The organism is Thioalkalivibrio sp. ALMg3 (assembly GCF_000381225.1).
Classification (GTDB): Bacteria; Pseudomonadota; Gammaproteobacteria; order Ectothiorhodospirales; family Ectothiorhodospiraceae; genus Thioalkalivibrio; species Thioalkalivibrio versutus.
On record NZ_KB906223.1, the window covers coordinates 1 to 17749 of the forward strand.

The window sequence follows — 17749 nt, forward strand, 5'->3', positions numbered from 1 at the left end:
CAAGAGACTGTGGTTCCAGCGCAGCCCCGAGCGGACGCACCAGGCGTGGCGGCAATGGGTGCAGCAAGCGCACGAGAGCGGAATCCAGGCCCTGCAGCGCTTCGCACGCCTGCTGGAGCCCTACCTGCCCGGCATCGTCTCGCGCTGCCGCCACCGGCTGAACACCAGCGTCGTCGAGGGCATTAACAACACGATCAAGGTCATCAAGCGTCGGGCCTATGGCTATCGCGACCAGGAATACTTCTTCCTCAAAATCCGCGCAGCCTTCCCCGGTAATGCTCGATGAACCACAAAAAAGCCGGGGACCAGCCCCGGCTTCTTCAAAGAGAGTGGAACCCTCTTTGTTACCGCACTTCGACGTCGGTCGAGTCGGATTCACCCTTGTTGTCCGTCCAGGAGACGGTCACGGTGTCACCGGCGGCGCCGTCGATCTCGCACTGCAGGAACGGGTTGCGGGAAACCGTGTAGTTCCAGTTGGCGGTAATGGCGGTGTCGCCATTGCGCGCAATTTCCACGGTTTCGATGAAGTGCGGGCCACCGTCGTCGTCGGGGACGAGCATGTCGTGGCTCATCAGCGCACGGATGTTGATAACGCCGTTGCTTTCTTGGGCGCGAACTCGGATAGACATATCTTAAACCTCCAGTAGTGTTCGGATCAGCGGTTGGGGGTCGGCGTTAGCCGCCGCAGCCACCGACCGTGACCTTCACTTCTTGAACCGTCTTGTACCAGGTGTCGCCGGACTTCACGGCGGCGATCACGTTGGAGGACTCGCCCATGCGGATACGGCCCGAGATGTTGGCGTGTGCGCCATCGGCCAGGACATAGTGGGCGGTCAGCGGCTGGTTGTTCAGCTCGACGAACACGGCCATTTCGGTCACGTTGTCCAGGCTGGATTCGACCGACACCGGAACCACGGCGCCGTTCTCGGCGATTTCCGGGGCGCTCAGGGTGACGTCGCCATCGGCAATGTCGCTGGAACCGGTAACGGCTTCAAAGGCGGCTTCAAGGCCTTCGGCGCCAAAGGCCTCGGACGGCCAGGCGGCGAGCAGCTTGCTCGGGGCGAGCAGACCGGCCCCGACGGCGACACCGACAGTACCGGCGGCGAGAGTGCCTTTCAGGAAGACACGGCGCTTGGTGCTAATCATGGATGATCTCCTCTCATCTTGTGGGTCAGATCCGGATTATCCGGGACGTCTTGGCGGCGAACCGCGGTGACGCCTGTTGCTTTGGACGGCGAGCTGCAGGTCTCTATTCCCTGCGGTTCGGGTTCCGCCCCCTGACCAGCTTCAGTGGTCTTTTGCTGGTCTCGCAGATGCATCGTCCCAAACCTGGCTGAATCATTGATGAACGAATCATCGCCGTTCACGATCGGGCAAATTTCGGCGGGCAGATACCGCAGCATCTACCGCTAGCACCTGAAGCCAGGGGCGTATCAATGGCACACTATCGCCTCTTGATGCAACGAACCCCGGATCCGACCCATGTTCTCCTGCAAGGCCCAGTGGCTCCTGATTGCCGTGATCGTCGTGCTCGGCACGATGCAGATGCTCTCCGCCTGTGGTCAGAAGGGCGATCTCTATCTGCCCGATGACGACGAAACCGAGGAGCGGCGCTGAATGGACTACTTCGATTACCACCGCGGCACCCTGTTCTGCGAAGGCGTAGCACTGGACCGCCTTGCCGAGCTGGTCGGCACCCCCGCGTACGTGTATTCCCGCGCCACGCTGGAGCGCCACTTCCGCGCGTTCAGCGAGGCCCTGATCGGCACCCCGCACCAGGTCTGCTTCGCCGTGAAGGCGAACTCCGCGCTGGGCGTACTGAATGTGCTGGCGCGCATGGGCGCCGGTTTCGACATCGTCTCCGGCGGCGAACTGGAGCGCGTGCTGCGCGCCGGGGGCGATCCGGCGAAGGTCGTGTTCTCCGGGGTCGGCAAGACCGCCGCCGAGATGCGCCGGGCGCTGGAGGTCGGCATCCACTGTTTCAATGTCGAATCCGCCCCGGAGCTGGACCGGCTGGAGGCCGTCGCCATGGAGATGGGTGTCCAGGCCCCGGTGTCGATCCGGGTAAACCCGGACGTCGACGCCGAGACCCATCCCTATATCGCCACCGGGCTGCGCGAGAACAAGTTCGGCGTCGCCATCGAGGAGGCACCGGCGCTGTATGCCCGGGTGCGCGACAGCCAGCACCTGGAAGCAACCGGCGTCGACTTCCACATCGGCTCGCAGCTGACCCGCATCGACCCGTTCACCGACGCGCTCAAGCGCGTACTGGCACTGGTCGACGAACTGGCCGCGGACGGCGTCGAGCTGGAACATATCGATGTCGGCGGCGGGCTGGGCGTGCGCTACCGCGACGAGACCCCACCGGAACCGGATGCCTGGGCCAGCGCCCTGCGCGAGGTCCTGGGCGATCGCCCGCTGAAGGTCCTGCTGGAACCGGGGCGCGCAATCGCCGCGAATGCCGGCGTGTTCCTGACCCGGGTGGAATACCTGAAACACACCGAGGCCCATGACTTCGCGATCGTCGACGGCGCGATGAACGACCTGCTGCGCCCGGCCCTGTACGGCGCCTGGCAGGAAATCGTCCCGGTGGTACCGCGCAGCGACACCGAGACCCGCACCTACGACATCGTCGGCCCGGTCTGCGAGACCGGCGACTTCCTCGGCCGCGAACGCGAGCTGGCGCTGGCCGCCGGCGACCTGCTCGCGGTGCGCTCGGCCGGCGCCTACGGCTACGTGATGTCCGGCAACTACAACTCGCGCCCGCGCCCGCCGGAGGTAATGGTCGACGGCGACCACTTCCAGATCATCAACCGCCGCGAGCAGGTCGATCACCTGATGATGCGCGAAAGCATGCTGCCCCGGGATCCGGAGGACCAGGACCCGTCAGGGAGCATCGAGCCGTGATCCCGCGGCGCCCGGAGCCGGAGTTGATGCTGGAGCCGGAGCAGGCCCGTGCCTATGCCGAGGCCGACTTCGCCGCCCCGCACGAGGGTTTCGTCGACGCCTTCGCCGAGGCCTTTCCCGGGCCCGTAACCGGGCCGGTGCTGGACTTGGGCTGCGGCCCGGGCGATGTCTCGCTGCGCTTCGCCACGCGCTACCCCGACTGCGAGGTCGACGGCCTCGACGGCGCCCCGGCGATGCTGGCGGCCGGCGACGCGCTGATGGCCGGGCACCCAGCCGCGGACCGTGTGCATCTGGCCGAAGGCTGCCTGCCAGAGGCGCGCGGACCGCGCGCGCCATATGCCACGATCATCAGCAACTCCCTGCTGCATCACCTGCATGACCCGGCCGCTCTGTGGCAAACCATTGCGCGTGACGGCGCGCCCGGCGCGGCGGTGTTCATCATGGACCTGCGACGGCCGGATACGACCGAGACGGTCCGGGCCCTGGTCGCGGAGTACGCCGCCGACGCGCCGCCGGTGCTGCGCCACGACTTCGAGCACTCCCTGCATGCCGCCTTCACGCCCGACGAGGTACGCGAACAGCTGGCAGCGGCCGGGATCGAGGGCTTCACGGTGACCATCACCTCGGATCGCCACATGACCATTGTCGGCCACCTGCCGGAGACCGCCTGATGCGCCTGGACTTCACCAAGATGCACGGCCTGGGCAATGACTTCGTGGTCATCGACGGCATACGTCAGAACGTGCGGCTCGACGAGCCAACGCTGCGTCACCTGGCCGATCGCCACTTCGGCATCGGCTGCGATCAGATCCTGCTGGTGGAGCCACCGGGCGATCCGGCGCAGGCGCTGTTCCGCTACCGCATCTTCAATGCCGATGGCTCCGAGGTGGAGCAGTGCGGCAACGGCGCGCGCTGCTTCGCCCGCTTCGTCCGCGAGCAGGGCCTGACCGAGGCCCGCGAGATCCCGGTCGAGACCCTCGGCGGGCGCATCGTGCTGCATGTCGAGGACGACGAGCAGGTGCGCGTGGATATGGGGCGGCCGAAGTTCGCACCGGCGCGCATCCCGCTGCTCGCCGAGGCCGAGGCCGATGCCTACACGCTGGATGTGCAGGGCCACTCGATCACCCTGGGCGCGGTCTCCATGGGCAACCCGCATGCGGTGATCCTGGTCGACGACGTGGCCAGCGCACCGGTCCACGAGATCGGCCCGATCATTGAACGCCACGCAAGCTTCCCGCGCCGCGTCAATGTCGGGTTCGCCGCACTGCGCGACCGCGGGCATGTCGACCTGCGGGTGTTCGAACGCGGGGTCGGCGAGACACTCGCCTGTGGCAGCGGCGCGGCCGCCGCGATGGCCATATTGCGCCGCCGCGGACTGGTCGACGACAACCTAGAAGTGACCCTGCCGGGCGGGACCCTTGTGCTAAGCTGGGCCGGACAGGCCGAGGCTCCGGTTTGGCTGACCGGGCCGGCCACCACGGTATTCAACGGCTGGATCGATCTATGACTGGGCAGCAATCCTCCAACGCCTCTGCGGCAAAAACCAAGACCCCCAAGACCCGGGCCCCGGAAGACCGCACGATCAGCGCGGCGGACGTCGAGGCCTACCTGCGCGAGCATCCCGACTTCTTCCAGGACCACCTGCCTCTGCTGGACATCCTGCGCCTGCCGCACCCGACCGGTGGCGCGGTGTCCCTGCTGGAACGCCAGGTCGCCCTGCTGCGCGAGAAGCACCGCGCCATGGAACAGCACATGGGCGAGCTGGTCGAGCGTGCCCGCGACAACGAGCGCATGGGCCAGCACCTGCACGAACTGGCCAAGACCCTGATGCGCGCCGAGAACCTGGACGCCGTGCTGGCGCTGACCCAGGACGCCCTGCGCAACGAGCTGGGCGCGGAACGCGTCAGCATCCGCCTGGCCCACCGCGAGGTCGACGACCTGCATGCGCTAACCACCAGCGAGCTGGCCACCTTCGACCCGCTGTTCAGCCGCGGCAAGGCCCAATGCGGTCGCGTCCCGGCCGAGATGCTGGACGTGCTGTTCGATGACGCCGAGGAGATCGGCTCGGCCATCCTGATGCCGTTGGGCAATGAATCCGACCATATCGGGGTACTTGGCCTGGCCAGCGAATCCGCGGACCGCTTCGAGCCCGACATGGGCACCTACTTCGTCACCCACATCGGCGACCTGCTGGCCGAATCGATCCGCTGCCATGTCGAGCGGGCCCACGCCGCTGCCTGACGCACCCGAGCAGGATGCGGATATCGCGGCCTTTCTGGCCCATTTGAGCGATGTTCGCGGTCATTCGCCGCATACCGTACAGGCCTATCGGCGCGACTTGGCCCGCCTGCGCGGGCTGCATAACGGCCCCTGGGATGCCCTCAAGGCAGCCGACATGCGGCGCATCGCCGGACAGCTGGCCCGCCAGGGCCGCCACCCCCGCTCGATCCAGCGCTTCCTGTCCGCCGTGCGCGGCTTCTTCGCCTATCAGGTCGAACAGCGGCGCATGCCGGCCAATCCGGCCGCCGGCATGCGCGGCCCGCGTGCCGGGCGCCCCCTGCCGCGCGATCTCGATGTCGATCAGACCCAGCGGGCGCTGACCCCGGCGGAGGGCATCGAGCCGAATCTGGCGGCACGCGACCAGGCGATGCTGGAGCTGCTGTATTCGTCCGGGCTGCGCCTGTCGGAACTGACCGGACTGGATCTGACCGACCTTGACCTGGATTCCGGGCTGGTGCGCGTGCTCGGCAAGGGCCGGCGCGAGCGCAGCGTCCCGGTGGGGCGTGTGGCGCGCGATGCGCTGCACACCTGGCTGAAACGCCGGGGCGACTGGGCCACAGCGGACGAGCGCGCCGTGTTCGTCAGCCGACGAGGCCAGCGCCTGGGCAACCGCGCGGTGCAACGCCGGGTCGCCGAGGCCGGCCGTCGCGCCGGGCTGGATGTGCGCCTGCACCCGCACCGTCTGCGCCATGCCTTCGCCAGTCACCTGCTGGAGTCGAGTGGCGATCTGCGGGCGATCCAGGAACTTCTCGGCCACGCCAACCTTGAAACCACCCAGATCTATACCCATCTCGACTATCAGCACCTGGCACAGGTGTATGATGCCGCCCATCCGCGGGCCCGCCGGAGAGACTGATTCGGCGACGATCGCACCCACCAGGTGAACGATCCCGGGCCATCGCAACCCAACACCGTGCCCCATGACACTCAGCCGTAACAGGAGAGATCCGTGGAACAGTTTCGCGGCACCACCATCGTATGCGTCCGCAAGGGCGGCGCCGTCACCCTCGGGGGCGACGGCCAGGTTTCCCTTGGCAACACCGTGATGAAGGGCAACGCGCGCAAGGTGCGCCGCGTCTACCATGATCGCATCCTCGCCGGTTTTGCCGGCGGCACCGCCGATGCCTTCACCCTGTTCGAACGCTTCGAAGGGATGCTGGAGAAACACTCCGGCAACATTACCCGCGCCGCCGTCGAGCTGGCCAAGGACTGGCGTACCGACCGCGCCCTGCGCAAGCTGGAGGCATTGCTGGCGGTCTCCGACCGCGAGAACTCCTTCGTGATCTCCGGCAATGGCGACGTGATCGAGCCCGAGCATGCACTGATCGCAATCGGGTCCGGCGGCCCCTACGCCCAGGCCTCCGCCCAGGCCCTGCTGCAGAACACGGATCTGCCAGCCCGCGATATCGTGGAGAAGTCCCTGAACATCGCTGCCGATATCTGCGTGTACACCAATCACAACATCACCCTGGAGAGCCTGGACGCGGAGTAACGCGACCCGGCGCCAAGCGATTCGACCAAGGCCCATTTGCCATGACCGACATGACCCCCCGCGAGATCGTCCAGGAACTGGACCGCTACATCATCGGCCAGGACGACGCCAAGCGCTCCGTCGCCGTTGCCCTGCGCAACCGCTGGCGCCGCCGCCAGCTGCCGCCGGAGCTGCAACCGGAGGTCACACCCAAGAACATCCTGATGATCGGCCCGACCGGTGTGGGCAAGACCGAGATCGCCCGGCGTCTGGCGAAGCTGGCCCACGCCCCGTTCATCAAGATCGAGGCGACCAAGTTCACCGAAGTCGGTTATGTCGGGCGCGATGTCGAGTCGATCATCCGCGATCTTGCCGAGGCCGCGGTGAAGCAGCTGCGCGACGAGGCGATCAAGGAAAACCGCCTGAAGGCCGAGGACGCCGCCGAGGAGCGCATCCTGGATGCCCTGCTGCCAAGCCCACGCAATGCCGGCTTCACCGAGTCCGAGCCGGACCACGGCAACAGCGAGACCCGCCAGAAGCTGCGCAAGCGCCTGCGCGAGGGGGACATGGACGAACGCGAGATCGACATCGAGGTCTCGCAGAACCCGCAGGGCGTGGAGATCATGACGCCCCCGGGCATGGAAGAGATGGCCAGCCAGCTGCAGTCGATGTTCCAGAACCTCGGCGGGCAGAAGACCCGCTCGCGGCGGCTGAAGATCGCCGAGGCCCGCAAGCTGCTGATCGAGGAAGAGGCCGCGCGCCTGGTCAATGAAGAAGAGCTGAAGCTGAAGGCGATCGAGCGCGTGGAACAAAGCGGCATCGTGTTCCTCGACGAGATCGACAAGGTCGCCAAGGGCAGCGAGAAGACCGGCGGTGGCGAGGTCTCCCGCGAGGGCGTGCAGCGCGACCTGCTGCCGCTGATCGAGGGCACCACCGTCTCCACCAAGCTGGGCATGGTGCGCACCGACCACATCCTGTTCATCGCCTCCGGCGCCTTCCACCTGTCCAAGCCGTCCGACCTGGTGCCGGAGCTGCAGGGCCGGCTGCCCATCCGTGTGGAGCTGGACGCCCTGTCGGCCGATGCCTTCGTGCGCATCCTGACCGAGCCCACCGCCTCGCTGACCGAGCAGTACACCGCGCTGATGAAGACCGAGGGTGTGGAGCTGCGCTTCGAGGAAGAGGGCGTGCGCCGTCTGGCCGAAATCGCCTTTGACGTGAACGCACGCACCGAGAATATCGGCGCCCGCCGTCTGCATACCGTGCTGGAGCGCCTGCTGCAGGACGTCGCCTACCGCGCCCCGGATGTCGAAGGCCCGGTGATCGTGGACCGCGCCTTCGTCGACGAACGCCTCGGCGACCTGGCGGAAGACGAGGACCTGTCCCGCTACATCCTCTGACGCGACCCGCTCAGCGGGTCAGCCATGCGCGGGGAGGTACCGCGCGGGAGGTTACTCGAGCGCCCCCCGGCGATAGGGATCGGGCCAGCCCGCGGGCGGTGGGTTGAAGCGCTTGTAGGCCCAGTTGTACTGCTCGGGACAGCGCCGGACCAGGGTCTCCACGTGGAGGTTGATTGCCGCGGCCGCCCGGGCAAAATCGCGATCGGCCACCTCCGGGCCGGCCACGACCTCGTGATAGCGATAGCCCCGGCCCCCGGGCAGACGCTCGGCAAACAGGAATACCACGTGATCCGCGCGCCCGCGCAGCAGGCGCGGGAGCAGGGTCATGGTCAGGGCCGGACGCCCGAAAAACGAGGCGTGCTGGCCCGAGGCGCCCTTGGGGCTCTGGTCCGGCAGGATGCCGATGATCTCGCCGCGGTCGCGGGCCTGTTGCAGGATGCGCAGGCCACTGCGATCGGCCGGGGCCAGCTCAGCCCCGGTGGAGGCACGGGCCTCGCGCACCCAGCGGTCCACCTCCGGGGTCTTGAACGGGCTGTACAGCGTGGCCATCGGCCCGTGGCAAGCGGCATGCAGTCCGGCGAATTCCCAGGAACCGAGATGCGGGGCGCACAGGAACAACGCCCGACCGGCGGAGCGCTCGCGCAGGCGCGCGTACTGCGGCGGCTGGACGGCCAGGGTCTCGAGGCTCTCCGGAGGCGACTGCCACAGCCAGGGGGACTCGGTCAGGGCGCGGCCCATCGCCATCAGGGAGCGCCGCCCCACCCGCCGCCGCCACGCCGGGTCCTTTTCCGGAAAGCACAGCGCCAGATTGATGCGGGTGATACGGGCCGCGCGGGTGGGCAGGTACCACACCAGCGCCCCGACCGCGCCGCCCAGGGCGTGGTTCACGCACAGCGGGAGGCGCGCCAGCAGGCGCAGGCCCACCCCGATCAGGCGATCACGCAGATGCCGACGTCGGGCCATGTTCGGACACTGCGGGGTCGGTGGTTGCGGACGCGCTCGGCGGTGGATCGCGCGGAGGAATGCCACCCTCGGTCATCAGGGGCTTGAGTGTGGTGCGCAGGTTGCGGAACAGTCGCGGGTGCTGCGCCTCCTCCTGCGCCAGCAGCTGTTTCATATGCTCGCGCTGGGTGGGCATGGCGAAGCAGGCGGGGCAGTTGTCGAGGATCACCGGGAGCCCCGCGGCGTCGGCAAAGTCGCGGGTCTGGCGTTCACGCACGTAGACCAGCGGGCGAATGACCCGCAGGTCGCCGGCGTCGATCGCGTAGTGGGCCTTCATGGTGCGCAGCTGGCCGCCATGGAAGGCGCTCATCATGAAGCTCTCCGCGAGATCATCGAGGTGCTGGCCCAGCGCCAGTACGTTGTAGCCGTGTTCGCGCGCCGTGCGATACATCAAGCCGCGCTTCATGCGCGAGCAGAAGGAGCAGAACGAGTCGTTGTCCATGTGCGCATCGGCCAGCTCGGCGATGGGCTCGGACACGAAGTGATAGGGGATGCCGTAGCTGCCCAGGTAATCCATCAGCCGCTGCGGCTCGAATCCCTCGATCTCGGGGTTGATCGTGACCGCCCCCACCTCGAAGCGCACCGGGGCCCGCCGAGCGAGGTTGTGCAGCAGCCACAGCAGGGTCAGCGAATCCTTGCCACCGGACAGGCCCACCAGGATGCGGTCGCCCTCGCGGACCATGTCGAAGTCGGCGATGGCGCGCCCGGCGAGGCGGCGGATCGAGGCGGGAACGGCGGGTGTCTCCATGGGCCCGCAACATAGGCCGGCGGTCGGCTGCACGCAAGCCCAACCCGCAATGGTGGCGCAGGATTTCGGTGCACACCGCGCCTCCCGTGCACCAGAGATGAACACGCGTCGCTCTCGCACAGGGCAGGGCTTTCGACCGTGGGGGCACCGGAGCGGCGAATGGCGGGCGTCTCGCCGTGGCACCCCGCTTGCATGAAGACGGAGAAAGCTACGCCCACCCGGGGGATCCGATGCACGACCGCAAGAGCCTCAGCCTGGCCGCCGAACTTCGGCGAAACCTGCGCGCCGAATTCCCCTCGGTAGCACGGCTGTCGGTCAGCGACCCGGATTTCATGGAGGCCATCCTTGATTACGCTGCGCGCTCGCAGTCGAGCATGGTCGAGGCGGCGGCGCTGACCCTGCGCAGTCAGCTGGAGGGAACGGGGTATCTGCGAACACCCTCACCCGCGAAGACGCAACCAGAAGACGGGGCGCAGGGAGAACACCGGCCTGCGCACAAGCGGCGTGTCTATCGCGGGCGGGTAATCGAGGACCCGGAGTAGGGCCGGATCGGCGGTTGCGGGAAGAGCCCGAAGGGTTTCGCCCAGGCTGCGTTTTGGCGAAACTCGGGGTTTTGCCCGGAGGGCTTCCATGGACGCGCTGTATCCCGAGATCGAGCCCCACGGTATGGGGCGCCTGCAGGTTGGCGACGGCCACGAGCTGTACTTCGAGGAATGCGGCAATCCGGAGGGGATACCCGTCGTGTTTCTGCATGGCGGGCCCGGCTCGGGTTGCGAAAGCTGGCACCGCCGCTTCTACGATCCGGAACGCTACCGCATCGTGCTGTTCGACCAGCGCGGCTGCGGACGCTCGACCCCGCACGCAAGCCTCGAGGCGAACACGACCTGGCACGCGGTCGCGGACATCGAGCGCCTGCGCGAGCACCTGGGGGTTGAACGCTGGGTGGTATTTGGCGGGTCCTGGGGCTCGACCCTCGGGCTGGCGTATGCCCAGAAACACCCGGAGCGGGTCCTGGGCCTGGTGCTACGGGGGATCTTCCTGTGCCGCCCGCAGGATATCCAATGGTTTTACCAGTCGGGCGCGGACCGGTTGTTTCCTGAGGCCTGGGCCGACTACGAGGCACAGATCCCGGATGGCGAGCGGGCGGACATGGTAGGTGCCTACTACCGGCGGCTGACCGCCAACGACCGTGCAGTGCGCGAGGCCGCGGCCCGGGCCTGGTCCAGCTGGGAAGGGCGCACCTCCTGTCTGATCCCGAACCACGACGTGATCGCGCACTTCGAGGAGCCGGATGTGGCCGTGAGCCTGGCCCGGCTGGAGTGCCACTACTTCGTTCACGAGACGTTCCTGGAACCCGACCAGCTGCTGCGCGATGCCGGCCGGCTGCAGGGGATTCCCGGCACCATTGTGCACGGCCGCTACGACGTGGTGTGTCCGGTGAATCAGGCGGTGGCCCTGCACGAGGCCTGGCCGCAGGCGCAGCTGGAGATCGTACCGGACGCCGGCCACTCGGCGGCGGAGCCGGGCATCGTGCGCCGACTGGTCGCAGCCACGGACCGACTGGCAGGGGAACTGTCCGGGCACATCGAGCCCGGCACTGGACGGGGGCAGGCGTGATCGCACTGATCCAGCGCGCAAGCGCGGCGCGGGTCACCATCGACGGGGAGGACGTCGGGGCGATCGGGAGCGGCCTGGTGGCTCTGGTGGCCGTGGAGCCGAACGATACCGAGGCGAGCGCGGAACGGATGCTCGACCGGCTATTGGGCTACCGGGTATTCGCGGACTCGGCGGGCCGAATGAACCGGAGCCTGGGCGAGACCGGTGGCGGGCTGCTGCTGGTGCCCCAGTTCACCCTGGCAGCCGATACGCGCAAGGGGATGCGACCGAGCTTTTCCGGATCGGCGAGCCCCGAGCATGGCGCAGCGCTGTTCGATTGGCTGGTACGGCGGGCAGGCCAACGCCATGAACCCGTGGCCAGCGGGCGTTTCGGGGCGGACATGCAGGTCAGTCTGACCAACGACGGCCCGGTGACCTTCTGGCTGGAGGCCAGGGGCCAGTAAGGGACGATCTCGTGGACACCCACGATGAGGCTCAAGACGGGCGAAGCACAAAGGACACGGACAAAGGCCATGGTGACGCACATGGCCTGACCCTCTATTTGGGACCGACCCACGGAACTGGCCGGGGCCGGATGCACCGCTACTTGCCGGTCATTTGATTGCCGGGCATTGCCACTGCCATGACGTGCACCTCAGTGGATGTCTGTCTGCCCCGTGTCCTCGGTGACGAACAAGCAGTTTCGCGGCCCCAAACGAAAAGACCCGGCGCGAGGCCGGGTCCTGGCGGGCGATGATCCGGGAGTGGATCAGGCCGCGCGGCGCAGGAACGGACGCTGGCCGGACTGGACCGCGCGACGGATGAAGTCGGCGCGGCCGGCCTCGCGCTGGTTCAGGTTGTCGGCGCATTTCGACGGCTCGTAGGCTGCGGCGGAGAGCATGACTTCCAGCTCGCACAGGTCGACCTTCGGCTCTGTCAGTTCGTCCGGGTTCGTGTTCAGCTTGCGGCCGACTTCCCAGAACATGCGGGGGTTCCAAAGCTTGGTCTGGATTCGCGGGGACTGGAACAGGGTGACGCAGCGGTTGTTGAGCTCTTGCTGATCCATAAGGTGCTCCTGTGACAGGTTATTCAAGCGCACCAAAATCTAGCGAACCCGGGGCACGAATACAAGCGTCTCCTGATGGACTGAACGGTTGGGGCGCCGCCCACTATTCGACGGTCACCGATTTGGCGAGGTTGCGCGGCTGATCCACATCGGTGCCCTTCAGCACGGCCGTATGGTAAGCCAGCAACTGTAGCGGGACCGTGAACAGAACCGGAGCCAGCCAGGGGCTGACGGCCTCGTTCTGCGGCAGACCGACCCAGGTGTCCTCGGGTTCCAGCGCGCGCGCGGCGTTGGATTCGCCAATGACGATCAGCTGCCCGCCCCGGGCCCGTACTTCCTGGAGGTTGCTGGAAAGTTTCTCCAGCTGGGCATCGTCCGGGGCAACGGCCACGACCGGCATCTCGGTATCCACGAGTGCCAACGGACCGTGTTTCAGCTCGCCGGAGGGGTAGGCCTCGGCGTGGATATAGGAGATTTCCTTCAGCTTCAGCGCGCCTTCCAGGGCAATCGGGAAATAGGCTCCACGCCCGAGAAACAGCGCATGCTGGCGCTCCATGAGATCCTCGGCGATCCGCGCAATAGGCGTATCGAGCGCGAGGATACGGGCCACCTGATCGGGGAGACTGCGCAGGGCCGCGACCGCATCGGCCCGCGCGGCGGCGGGCATACGGGCGGCGCTGGCGACCTGACCCAGCAGCAGGACCAGGATGGCCAGGGCCGCCAGCTGGGTGGTAAACGCCTTGGTGGAGGCGACGCCGATCTCGGGGCCGGCATGGGTCATCAGGACCAGGTCGGCCGCCCGTGCCATGGTGCTTTCGGGGACATTGCAGATCGCCAGCCGCGCCAGGAACGGCTCGTCCTGGGACTGACGCAGGACCGCCAGGGTATCGGCGGTCTCGCCGGACTGGGAGATCACGACCAGCAGGGTTCCCGGGGCGAGGACGTGGCGCCGGTAGCGATATTCACTGGCGACTTCGACCCGCGCCGGAAGGCCCAGGTGTTCCTCGATCCAGTGGGCCGCGACCATGCCGGCGTGATAACTCGTTCCGCAGGCAACGATCTGCACGGCGGCGACATCGGCCAAGCGCTCGTCGCTGCCCGGTCCGAGGATGTTCTCGAGGATGCCGGCTTCGCCCAGGCGCCCCGACAGGGTTTCTTCCAGGGCGTGGGGTTGCTCGTAGATCTCCTTGAGCATGAAATGGCGGTACTCGCCCCGGTCCGCGATGCTCGCCTGGCAGCGACTCTCGCGGATACCGCGCTCGACCCGTTCTCCGGCGGCGTCGTGGATCTCGACGCCGTCGCGCGTGAGCCGGGCAATGTCGCCATCTTCCAGGTCGACGAAACGCTGGGTGACCGGAAGCAGCGCCTGCACGTCGGAAGCGGCGAAGGTCTCGCCAATGCCCAGGCCCAGCAGGACCGGGCTCCCGGAGCGGGCAACAATCAATTCGTCGGGGAAGTCCGCAAAGACCGCCGCGATCGCGTAGGCACCTTGAAGCTCGGCACAGGCGCTGCGCATCGCATCCAGCGGCGACGAACCCAGTGCCAGGGCCTGCTCGAGACGATGGGCGATCACCTCGCTGTCAGTCGCGGATACGCAGGGCCAGCCGGCGGCGTCGAGCCGGGAACGCAGGTCGCCGTGATTCTCGATGATGCCGTTGTGCACGATGGCCACGCGGCCGTCGCGCGAACGGTGGGGATGGGCATTCTCTTCGGTGGGAGCCCCGTGCGTCGCCCAGCGGGTGTGAGCGATGCCCACCGGCCCCTCCAGCCCAGCGGCGTCGATCCGTTGCTCCAGGGCCGCAACCTTGCCGATGGCACGCAGGTCCGAGAGGCCACAGTCGTTGACCACGGCCACGCCAGCGGAGTCATACCCCCGGTATTCCAGGCGATGCAGACCCTCGACCAGGACGGGGACCAGGTTTCGTTCGCCAATGCCTGCAACCAGACCGCACATCGATTACTTCTCCTTGTCGTTACCGCTCTTTTTCGGGCGCGGCCAGTCGCGAATCGTGCGGGCTCGGGCGCGAGTCAGCGCGAGAGCGCCCGCCTCGACGTCGTCGGACAGGGTTGACCCTGCGCCCACGGTCGCGTCGTCCCCGATGCGTATCGGAGCCACCAAGGCCGTATTGGAGCCGATAAAGGCGCGCTCGCCGATCTCGGTGCGATGCTTGTTGGCGCCGTCATAGTTGCACGTAATGGTGCCCGCGCCCAGATTGGCGCCAGCGCCAATCTGGGCGTCGCCGACGTAGGTCAGGTGGTTCGCCTTGGCCCCGGCACCCAGGGTGGAATTCTTGATCTCGACGAAGTTGCCGACGCGCGCCCCGGTCCCCAGTTCGGTGCCGGGCCGCAGGCGGGCGAACGGTCCAATCCGCGCATCGGCATGAACCCGCACCCCCTCGAGGACACTATGCGCCGCGATCTGCGTGCCGGAACCGATGTCGCAGTCCCGCAGCACGCAACCGGGTCCAATATAAACATCGTCCGAGAGCGTCACCGTGCCCTCGATCACGACGTTCACATCGATCTGGCAGTCGCGTCCGAAGGTGAGAACCCCGCGCACATCCAGGCGCGCGGGGTCGGCAAGGCCCAGACCCTCGCGCATCATTCCAGCACCCAGCGCCGCCTGGTACAGCCGTTCCTGAACCGCCAGTTGCTCGCGGTCGTTTACCCCGAGGACTGCCGCGGCGTCGCCGCTTTCCACAACGCTGACGGCACATCCGTCGGCGCGGGCTGCCGCTACGACATCGGTAAGGTACCACTCGCGGGGTCCGGTCACCCGTGGCTCACAGGCGGCCAGCCACCGGCGCAGCTCACCCGCGGGGGCAGCCAGGACACCGGTATTGATCAGGTCCACGGCACGTTCCCGTGCACTGGCCTCCTTGTCCTCGACAATCCGCTCAAGTTGCCCCGACGAATCCAGAACCAAGCGCCCATAGCCGCTCGGATCCACGACCCGGGCGGCAAGCACGGTGACACCGTCGCCGTCCGCACAGGCCACCAGGTCGGCAATCGGAATGCGCGGCACATCGCCATAGGTCACCAGCACCCGTGCGGAATCCGGGATGGCTTCAAGGGCTCGAAACACCGCATGGCCGGTCCCGCGGGGCTCCCCCTGGTCGACCCAGGTCAAGCCTTGCCGGGAGTCGGCGAATGCTGCCCGCACCCGCTCCTGTTCGTGACCGACCACCACGTGGCAGGCAGCGGCGTCCAGCGCCGCTACTCTTTCCAGGACATGAGCCAGCAGCGGACGGCCGGCGAGGGCTTGCAGGACTTTCGGATGGCGCGAGCGCATGCGCGTGCCCTTGCCGGCTGCAAGTACCGCGATATGAAGGGGCTTCGATTCAGGCATGGGCACAATGATAAAGGGCCAACCGAGTTGGTTGGCCCTTAGCGTAAGTCATCCGTGGAACGTTGCCGGATTATTTCCGGCGCAGCTTCTGGATCACCTGCAGCCGTGCCGCCGCCTCGACCAGCTCGGCCTGGGCCTTGGCGTAGTCGAAATCGGCCTTGGAATTGGCCAGGGCCTCCTCCGCACGCTTTTTCGCCTCGATGGCCTCGGCCTCGTCAAGATCCTTCGCGCGCACCGCAGTGTCCGCCAGGACGGTCACATGGTACGGCTGCACCTCGAGGATGCCGCCGGACACGAACACCGGCTGCGGCTCCGCGCCTTCCTTTTCCAGGATGCGCAGTTCACCCGGATTCAACCGGGCGAGCATCTGCGTATGCCCGGCATACACGCCGACCTCGCCCCCTTCGGCGGGTGCGGCGATCATCAGGGCCGTCCCGGAGTAGATCGACTCCTCCGCACTGACCACATCCACATGCATATTCATGGGCATAACGCCTTGCTCCTTAGCCGAGCTTCTCGGCCTTCTCGACAGCTTCTTCGATCGTGCCGACCATGTAGAAGGCCTGCTCCGGCAGGTGATCGTATTCGCCGTCCACGATGGCCTTGAACGCCCGGATGGTGTCCTTCAGGGAGACGTACTTGCCCGGGGCTCCGGTGAAGACTTCCGCAACGAAGAACGGCTGCGACAGGTAGCGCTGGATCTTTCGCGCACGGGCCACAGCCAGCTTGTCATCTTCAGACAGCTCGTCCATGCCGAGGATCGCGATGATGTCCTTCAGCTCCTTGTAGCGCTGCAGGGTACCCTGCACGGCGCGCGCGGTGTCGTAGTGTTCCTGTCCGATGATCTGCGGATCCAGCTGACGCGAGGTCGAGTCCAGCGGGTCCACGGCCGGGTAGATGCCCAGCTCGGCGATCTGGCGGGACAGCACGACCGTGGCATCCAGGTGCGCGAAGGTGGTGGCGGGGGACGGGTCGGTCAAGTCATCCGCTGGCACGTAGACGGCCTGGATAGAAGTGATCGAGCCTTTCTTGGTCGAGGTGATGCGCTCCTGCAGCACACCCATCTCTTCCGCCAGGGTCGGCTGGTAACCCACCGCGGAGGGCATACGACCCAGCAGCGCCGAGACCTCGGTACCGGCCAGGGTGTAACGGTAGATGTTGTCAATGAACATCAGCACGTCACGGCCTTCGTCACGGAAGAACTCGGCCATGGTCAGACCGGTCAGCGCTACGCGCAGACGGTTACCCGGCGGCTCGTTCATCTGGCCATAGACCAGGGCCACCTTGTCGAGGACGTTGGAGTCCTTCATCTCGTGGTAGAAGTCGTTGCCCTCACGAGTACGCTCCCCGACACCCGCAAACACCGAATAACCGGAGTGCTCGATCGCGATATTACGGATCAGCTCCATCATGTTAACGGTCTTGCCCACGCCGGCCCCACCAAACAGGCCGACCTTGCCGCCCTTCGCGAAGGGGCACAGCAGGTCGATGACCTTGATGCCGGTTTCCAGCAGCTCGGTCGAGCCCGCCTGCTCGTCAAAGGTCGGGGCGGCGCGGTGGATCGACCAGGTCTCCTGGGCCTCCACATCACCGGCGTTGTCCACCGGACGACCGAGGACATCCATCACCCGACCCAGGGTGCCCTTGCCGACCGGCACGGAGATCGGCTTGCCCGTGGCGGTAACCGCGGTCTGACGCTTCACGCCCTCGGTCGTGCCCATGGCAATGGTACGTACCACGCCGTCGCCCAGCTGCTGCTGGACTTCCAGGGTCAGACCGTTTTCCAGGGTCAGCGCGTCGTAGATCTTGGGCACTTCGCCGTGGGGGAATTCCACGTCCACGACGGCGCCGATGATTTCGACAATCTTTCCAGAACTCATTTGTTCATCCTCGTAAGTCGTAATTCGTGCCGAATCGACCGATTCGTGCCGGT

General features: G+C 66.9%; 22 protein-coding genes. 12 read left to right on the forward strand and 10 right to left on the reverse strand.

Going from position 1 to position 17749, the window contains the following annotated elements:
• A partial coding sequence (locus tag F622_RS0106430; protein WP_019571236.1) for a transposase occupies positions 1 to 286 on the forward strand: 286 nt, incomplete at its 5' end.
• A 58-nt stretch (positions 287 to 344) separates the two neighbouring features.
• Here the strand turns inward: F622_RS0106430 and soxZ are convergent.
• The 3 genes from soxZ to F622_RS14110 are packed head-to-tail and all read right to left on the reverse strand — an operon-like array spanning position 345 to position 1403.
• Positions 345 to 629 (reverse strand): thiosulfate oxidation carrier complex protein SoxZ, encoded by a 285-nt coding sequence (gene soxZ / locus F622_RS13390; protein WP_018168776.1) that lies wholly within the window; start codon positions 627 to 629, stop codon positions 345 to 347.
• 46 nt (positions 630 to 675) lie between these two features.
• Positions 676 to 1146, reverse strand: a complete 471-nt coding sequence (soxY, locus tag F622_RS0106440) for a thiosulfate oxidation carrier protein SoxY (RefSeq protein WP_018938643.1) — start codon at positions 1144 to 1146, stop codon at positions 676 to 678.
• Positions 1143 to 1403, reverse strand: a complete 261-nt coding sequence (locus F622_RS14110) for a hypothetical protein (RefSeq protein ID WP_196799428.1) — start codon at positions 1401 to 1403, stop codon at positions 1143 to 1145. Before F622_RS14110 ends, soxY begins: the two co-directional genes overlap by 4 nt.
• Before the next feature lie 79 nt (positions 1404 to 1482).
• Between F622_RS14110 and F622_RS13780 the strand changes: the two genes are divergently transcribed.
• From F622_RS13780 to hslU, 8 genes are all read left to right on the forward strand, one after another.
• Positions 1483 to 1617: a lipoprotein gene (locus F622_RS13780; RefSeq protein WP_018144932.1), complete on the forward strand. Its 135-nt coding sequence runs from the start codon at positions 1483 to 1485 to the stop codon at positions 1615 to 1617.
• A complete protein-coding gene (gene lysA, locus F622_RS0106450; RefSeq protein ID WP_018938642.1) occupies positions 1618 to 2907 on the forward strand; it encodes a diaminopimelate decarboxylase in 1290 nt (429 codons plus the stop codon).
• A complete protein-coding gene (locus F622_RS0106455) occupies positions 2904 to 3578 on the forward strand; it encodes a trans-aconitate 2-methyltransferase (protein ID WP_018168778.1) in 675 nt (224 codons plus the stop codon). Before lysA ends, F622_RS0106455 begins: the two co-directional genes overlap by 4 nt.
• Positions 3578 to 4414, forward strand: coding sequence for a diaminopimelate epimerase (gene dapF, locus F622_RS0106460; RefSeq protein WP_019571541.1), 837 nt, complete (start codon positions 3578 to 3580; stop codon positions 4412 to 4414). The genes F622_RS0106455 and dapF overlap by 1 nt, the downstream gene beginning before the upstream one ends.
• A complete protein-coding gene (locus F622_RS0106465; RefSeq protein ID WP_018144936.1) occupies positions 4411 to 5148 on the forward strand; it encodes a DUF484 family protein in 738 nt (245 codons plus the stop codon). Before dapF ends, F622_RS0106465 begins: the two co-directional genes overlap by 4 nt.
• A complete protein-coding gene (gene xerC, locus F622_RS0106470) occupies positions 5120 to 6043 on the forward strand; it encodes a tyrosine recombinase XerC (protein ID WP_018938639.1) in 924 nt (307 codons plus the stop codon). The genes F622_RS0106465 and xerC overlap by 29 nt, the downstream gene beginning before the upstream one ends.
• Before the next feature lie 93 nt (positions 6044 to 6136).
• On the forward strand, positions 6137 to 6679 hold the full coding sequence (gene hslV / locus F622_RS0106475; RefSeq protein ID WP_018168781.1) for an ATP-dependent protease subunit HslV: 543 nt from the start codon (positions 6137 to 6139) through the stop codon (positions 6677 to 6679).
• A 41-nt stretch (positions 6680 to 6720) separates the two neighbouring features.
• Positions 6721 to 8055 carry an ATP-dependent protease ATPase subunit HslU gene (gene hslU / locus F622_RS0106480; RefSeq protein ID WP_018144939.1) on the forward strand — a complete coding sequence of 445 codons (1335 nt, stop codon included), beginning with the start codon at positions 6721 to 6723 and terminating at the stop codon, positions 8053 to 8055.
• A gap of 51 nt (positions 8056 to 8106) precedes the next feature.
• On the opposite strand, the gene F622_RS0106485 is transcribed toward hslU, so the two are convergent.
• Both F622_RS0106485 and F622_RS0106490 read right to left on the reverse strand, forming a co-directional pair.
• The gene (locus F622_RS0106485; protein WP_018938638.1) at positions 8107 to 9018 is read right to left on the reverse strand and encodes a lysophospholipid acyltransferase family protein; all 912 of its coding nucleotides are present in this window, start codon (positions 9016 to 9018) and stop codon (positions 8107 to 8109) included.
• Positions 8993 to 9805: a tRNA 2-thiocytidine(32) synthetase TtcA gene (locus F622_RS0106490; protein ID WP_018938637.1), complete on the reverse strand. Its 813-nt coding sequence runs from the start codon at positions 9803 to 9805 to the stop codon at positions 8993 to 8995. Before F622_RS0106490 ends, F622_RS0106485 begins: the two co-directional genes overlap by 26 nt.
• 230 nt (positions 9806 to 10035) lie before the next feature.
• On the opposite strand from F622_RS0106490, the gene F622_RS0106495 reads away from it, so the two are divergent.
• From F622_RS0106495 to dtd, 3 genes are all read left to right on the forward strand, one after another.
• Positions 10036 to 10347, forward strand: a complete 312-nt coding sequence (locus tag F622_RS0106495; protein WP_019563050.1) for a hypothetical protein — start codon at positions 10036 to 10038, stop codon at positions 10345 to 10347.
• Between the two features lie 88 nt (positions 10348 to 10435).
• A complete protein-coding gene (pip, locus tag F622_RS0106500; RefSeq protein WP_019571542.1) occupies positions 10436 to 11422 on the forward strand; it encodes a prolyl aminopeptidase in 987 nt (328 codons plus the stop codon).
• The gene (dtd, locus tag F622_RS0106505; protein ID WP_018144944.1) at positions 11419 to 11865 is read left to right on the forward strand and encodes a D-aminoacyl-tRNA deacylase; all 447 of its coding nucleotides are present in this window, start codon (positions 11419 to 11421) and stop codon (positions 11863 to 11865) included. The genes pip and dtd overlap by 4 nt, the downstream gene beginning before the upstream one ends.
• A 305-nt stretch (positions 11866 to 12170) precedes the next feature.
• Here the strand turns inward: dtd and F622_RS0106510 are convergent, their stop codons facing one another.
• The 5 genes from F622_RS0106510 to atpD all read right to left on the reverse strand — a co-directional run bounded on the left by F622_RS0106510 (position 12171) and on the right by atpD (position 17696).
• Positions 12171 to 12467 carry a hypothetical protein gene (locus tag F622_RS0106510; protein WP_018144945.1) on the reverse strand — a complete coding sequence of 99 codons (297 nt, stop codon included), beginning with the start codon at positions 12465 to 12467 and terminating at the stop codon, positions 12171 to 12173.
• 103 nt (positions 12468 to 12570) lie between these two features.
• Positions 12571 to 14421, reverse strand: a complete 1851-nt coding sequence (gene glmS, locus F622_RS0106515) for a glutamine--fructose-6-phosphate transaminase (isomerizing) (RefSeq protein ID WP_019571543.1) — start codon at positions 14419 to 14421, stop codon at positions 12571 to 12573.
• Between the two features lie 3 nt (positions 14422 to 14424).
• On the reverse strand, positions 14425 to 15759 hold the full coding sequence (gene glmU, locus F622_RS0106520) for a bifunctional UDP-N-acetylglucosamine diphosphorylase/glucosamine-1-phosphate N-acetyltransferase GlmU (RefSeq protein ID WP_026331547.1): 1335 nt from the start codon (positions 15757 to 15759) through the stop codon (positions 14425 to 14427).
• Positions 15760 to 15886: 127 nt separating this feature from the next.
• Entirely contained in the window at positions 15887 to 16306 is a 420-nt protein-coding gene (locus F622_RS0106525; protein ID WP_019571546.1) for a F0F1 ATP synthase subunit epsilon, read from the reverse strand.
• A gap of 13 nt (positions 16307 to 16319) precedes the next feature.
• Positions 16320 to 17696 carry a F0F1 ATP synthase subunit beta gene (gene atpD, locus F622_RS0106530; protein WP_018144949.1) on the reverse strand — a complete coding sequence of 459 codons (1377 nt, stop codon included), beginning with the start codon at positions 17694 to 17696 and terminating at the stop codon, positions 16320 to 16322.
• Positions 17697 to 17749 lie beyond the last annotated feature (53 nt).